This is a genomic window from Tritonibacter sp. SIMBA_163 (genome assembly GCF_046535935.1).
GTDB classification, from domain to species: domain Bacteria; phylum Pseudomonadota; class Alphaproteobacteria; order Rhodobacterales; family Rhodobacteraceae; genus Epibacterium; species Epibacterium scottomollicae.
The window spans coordinates 1-4,472 of the sequence record NZ_JAWJBP010000047.1 but is presented as its reverse complement, the minus strand read 5'-3'; the positions used below and the strand labels follow the sequence as shown (position 1 = coordinate 4,472).

General features: G+C 66.6%; 1 protein-coding gene. It reads right to left on the bottom strand.

The window, feature by feature from the left end; translation table 11 throughout:
• A partial coding sequence (locus R0J92_RS21180; RefSeq protein WP_411053090.1) for a hypothetical protein occupies nucleotides 1-4,472 on the bottom strand: 4,472 nt, incomplete at both ends.

Sequence of the window (4,472 nt, the reverse complement as noted above, 5' to 3'; positions counted from 1 at the left end):
CGCACCACCTGCCCCTGCGCCACCACATGGCGGGTCAGATCTTCCACCCCCTTGGCCAGCGGGCGATTGTCGAGCATCGCCACCGACTCCGAATGGCTGTGAATGCGCGAGGGGCCGGTGGTCTCGATCTCCCAGCCCCGCTCACCAACAATCCGCGCGCCACCGCTATGAGCGCCGCCCCTGGCAAAGGCCGGAATGCCACCGAGGTCCCGGATCTGCGCCCTGAGCTGCTCCAGTTGGCGGGTGCTTTGTGTTTGGCGGCGATTGTAGGCCGCGATCTGATCTTCCAGCCCGCCATCCGCCCAGAAGGCGCGGCGGAAGCCAGAAAGATCCGCGCCCGAGCCATAAGAGACCCAATCCGCATCATATTGGATGCGACCTGTCTCCCCATCAACGTGCAGCTCTGCGTCGCGGTTGCCACTGCGGCGCAGCGAGACTCCGGTGCGCTGCTCAAGTGCCGCGATCTGCGCAATAATTCCGGAGGCCTCACCGCGATCTTCCAGTCCCAGCGCCAGCCCCCGTCCCTGCGATTGCAAGTTGACCAGCTGCTGCTGCGCTTCACGCGCTTCACGATCCGCCTCCACCGCATCGCGCAGCTCGGCAAGCATGCCCCTGAGCCGTTCCATGGGCTCGACCAACTGGCCCGTGCGATCAACGAGATCGCCAAAGACATCATCCGCCTCCAGCACCACACCGCCGCCAAAGGTCAGCCGGCCACTGCCATTGCCATCACCAATCAGCCCGGCAATCTCGGTGAGCTGCGCCACGGTCTCTGCCCCTGTCCCAGTGAGCGCCACATTGATGCGCCGCGACAGGTTTGCCGAGCGGGTCAGCACCAGGGCGCGGGTGTCCGGATCAAGATCCTGTGCCAGATCCAGACGCAGGCTGCGGCGCAGATCTGCCGCCGTGGTCAGCGCCAGCGTGCGGGTGGCCTCATCCAGATCGGATCCCAGCACCAGATCCAGCGTTGCCACATGCTGCGAGAGCGCATGGGTGGCAATCCAGCGATCCGCCGCGCTCAGATCATCACGGCGGATGATGAAGTCCAGAGTGGTGCGAATGCCGGTCTCCGCCTGTTCCACCAGATCCCGCAGCCAGGCCGGGGCGCTGTCATCCAGCGTCACCGCCACATCCAGCGCGCCGACCAGATCGTCATAGCTGAAGGCCTCGGCAGACTCGATGGCGTCCTGCAGGGCGGAGAGTGAGCCCTCGAAGGCCGACACCGTGCCATCCCAATCCGCCGCCAGCGCCTGCACCCCGTCGCTCAGCTCCGCCACCTGATCGCCGGTCAGGCTCTCCAGCTGCAGGAAGTTGCCCAGCGAGGTCAGCACATCGATCTGCTGCTGATAGAGACCGGCCAGCACCTCATCATTGCCCGCCTCCAGATCCGCGATCCCGGCGGCATAGGTGAGGCGACCCTGCACCTCGGCGGCAATCCGGCGATACTCAAGCTCCGTGCCTGCGGTCTCTCGCGCCCGGCGCAGAAAGGCGCGGGCCAGCTCCGGCAGGTCTGCTGCCGCGTCTACATCCCCCGCCTGCACCTTGGCAAAACCTGCATCCATCCGCGCGCGCAGGATCGCATCAGTCTGCCCGCCGCTGGCGGCACTCAGTTCTGTGCTCACGAGATCCGCCACAAAGCCGCGCAAGCTTTCTGCGGTACGCCGCCAAGCCTGCGCCGCGTCGCGCGCCTCTGTCACCATCTGCTGCGCGGCCTCGATCTGCACGCCAACCTCGCCGCCGATTTCCGAGGCCAGCCCCGCAAGCTCTGCGGTGAAGGCCCCGATCTGGGGCAGCACATCGCCAAGTGCCCCCGAGAGACGCAGCAGATCCGCATAGAGCGCCTGTCCGCCCTCGCTGGTCAGATCGAGGCTGTCCACCAGTGCGCGGAAGCCATCGCGCGAGGTGGGCATGGCAATGCCGAGGGCTTCAAACTCTTCCTGCAGGCGGCGCATCAAGACTTCGCTGCGCTCTGCCTCGGTGTAAAAGCCGCTAAAATAGCTGGAGATCGCCACCGAGAACGCACCGGACCCCCCAAAGGCGTCAAGAAGATCAGAGGCCAGATCCGCCCCGGCCAGCGAGACATCAAACTCGGCACGGCCCAGCAGATCCATGGCGTCATTGACGCGAGTCAGACTGCCCGAGAGGCGTGAGAGGGTTTCCGTGGCGGTCTCGCCAGTCTGGGCAAACTCTTCAGTGCCCAAAAGCAGCGCCGCCATCTGATCGCTGGCGCGTTCCATCTGCGCCGCCAGCTCGCGCTGGATGAGGTCCTGGCTTTTGCCATTGGTGACGATCTCAAAGGTAGCGCCACGGAAGTCTTCCAGCGCATCAATGGAGAGGCCAAGAGAGCCGCCCATGCCCTCAAGGTGATCGCGCAAGGAGCCAAACTGCAGATCGAGGGCGCGATCCAGGTCCGGATCGAGACCGCGATACCTGGTCTTGTCACTGCGGAACCAGCCACCTTTGTAGAAGTCAAAGGCGTTGCCCTCAAAGCCGTTGGCCCCAAAAGATCCCCGGATGCCGGAATGTTTGTATTTGCGGCCAAAGGCCTTCTTTAGAAGTGCTGCACCGCCAAGCACAATGCCAAGCGCCGGGATTGCCGCACCTATGGCGCCCAGACCACCAGATGCGCCGGAGAGCAAACCACCGAGGTTGGCAAAGCTCGATCCCAGCCCACCGCCGGAGAGCACCCCGCCAAGACCAGATCCCAGCCCGCCGAGGATGCCACCGCCGCCCAACAGGCCGCCTGCCCCCTGCCCCAGAATGCCCGACAGCAGACCGCCACCGCCCCCGGCACCACCGCCAAAAAGCCCACCGGCGGCGCTGGCTGCAGAGCCTACCCCCGAGAGCGACAGCCCAAGGGCGATGCGGATCTGGCTCTTGGCAAAGCTGGCAGCAAGATCCGCGAGGCCGCGTTTGGCCGCGTCTTTGATCCCGTCCCACATCGAGCGGAAGTTGCGCAGCCCCCCTGCGATCCAATCGCCAAAGGAGCGCGCCACGCCATCCACGGCAGAGGACAGCGGCCCGCTCATCTCCTGCCCCAGATCCTCTGCCGCCTCGGTGGTTTTGGACAGCCCCCCTGCCACACCACCGCCGGAGCCGTCATCCAGAGTCTCGCCAAGACCATCCAGAGTGCTGGCAAGCGCATCTGCGCTGTCATCGCCCTCGGACAGCTCAGAATTGGCGCTGTCCATCTGACCGGACAACCGCTCCATCGCCGCCCCGGCCTGCTTGAACCCCTCCTTGAGCTTGCCGCCGGCTTCCTTGCGCAGCCGGATCATCCGACCCTCCAGCGTGCTGGCGGCAAGATCGAGCTCCATCACCCTGTCGATGGCTCCGTCAGAGGCGTCGCGCAGGCGGTGCTGCACATCCGACAGGGCTGGAATGCCATGCATCCCCTCCGACATCGTCCACAGGAAGGTGCCCCAGCTCAGGGACAGATCCTGCACCATGCGGGTAAACCCCGCCTGCACCCGCGCCCAGATCGCTGCCAGTGCCGGGCCAATCGCGGTGGCGCTGGTCTGGATGCCCTGCCAGACGCCCGCCGCAAGATCGCCGAGCGCGCGCAGCGCCGCGCCCCAGCCGCCGGTGGCCATCACCAGCTGATGGAACTTCATCGCCAGATAGCCCGCCCCCACCACCAGCGCCCCAATGCCGGTGGCAATCACCGCCCCGCGCAGCAGCAACAGCCCGCGCTGCAGGCCTTTCATCGCAAGGCTGGTCACTGCCGCCTTGGTCGAGGTGGCCCCAAGTGCCACTTCCAGCGCAATGGCCGACTTTGCCGCCGCCGCAAAGCGCAAGGGCGCCAGCGCCACGGTCGAGACCATCCCCGCCATCACAACCCCCAGCGGCGCGGCCACCTTCAGCACCAGCCCCAGCGCCAGCGCTGCAGGCCCCACCGTGCCGACAATCAAAGCACTGGTGGCGAGGAACCGTTTGGTGCCATCCGACAGACCGTTGAACCAGGTCGCCACATCCGCCACCCGGTCACTCAGCCCCTGCAGCGCCGGCGCCAGCGCGACGGTCACCTGGTTGGCCAGACCCCGGCCCGCAAGGCTCATCCGCGACAGCGCGTCATTGGTCAGCTCGATCTGATCCGCATCCACCTCGGAGATTGCCACGCCAAAGCGGTTCACATCCTGCGCCGCCGTGCGCAGTGCGGCGCCATCCACGCGGGTGAAGATCAGGCCCGCGCGACTGCCAAACAGCTCTGAGGCCACCGCCGCGCGCTCCGCCTCCGGCACATACTCCGCCAGGGCGCCCTGGATCTGTTCCAGTCGCTGATCAAGCGGCAGCGCCTGCAGCGCGCCGGCGCTCAGGTGCAGCCGGTCCAGCGCCTTGGCCGCCGCCCCGGTGCCGCCCGCCGCCTGGCTCAGGCGTTTGGTCAGCTGGATCGTGGCCTGCTGCACCTCGCCCATGGAGACGCCCGACAGATCCGCCGCCCGCTCCAGCACCTGCATCGAGGTGACGGTGGT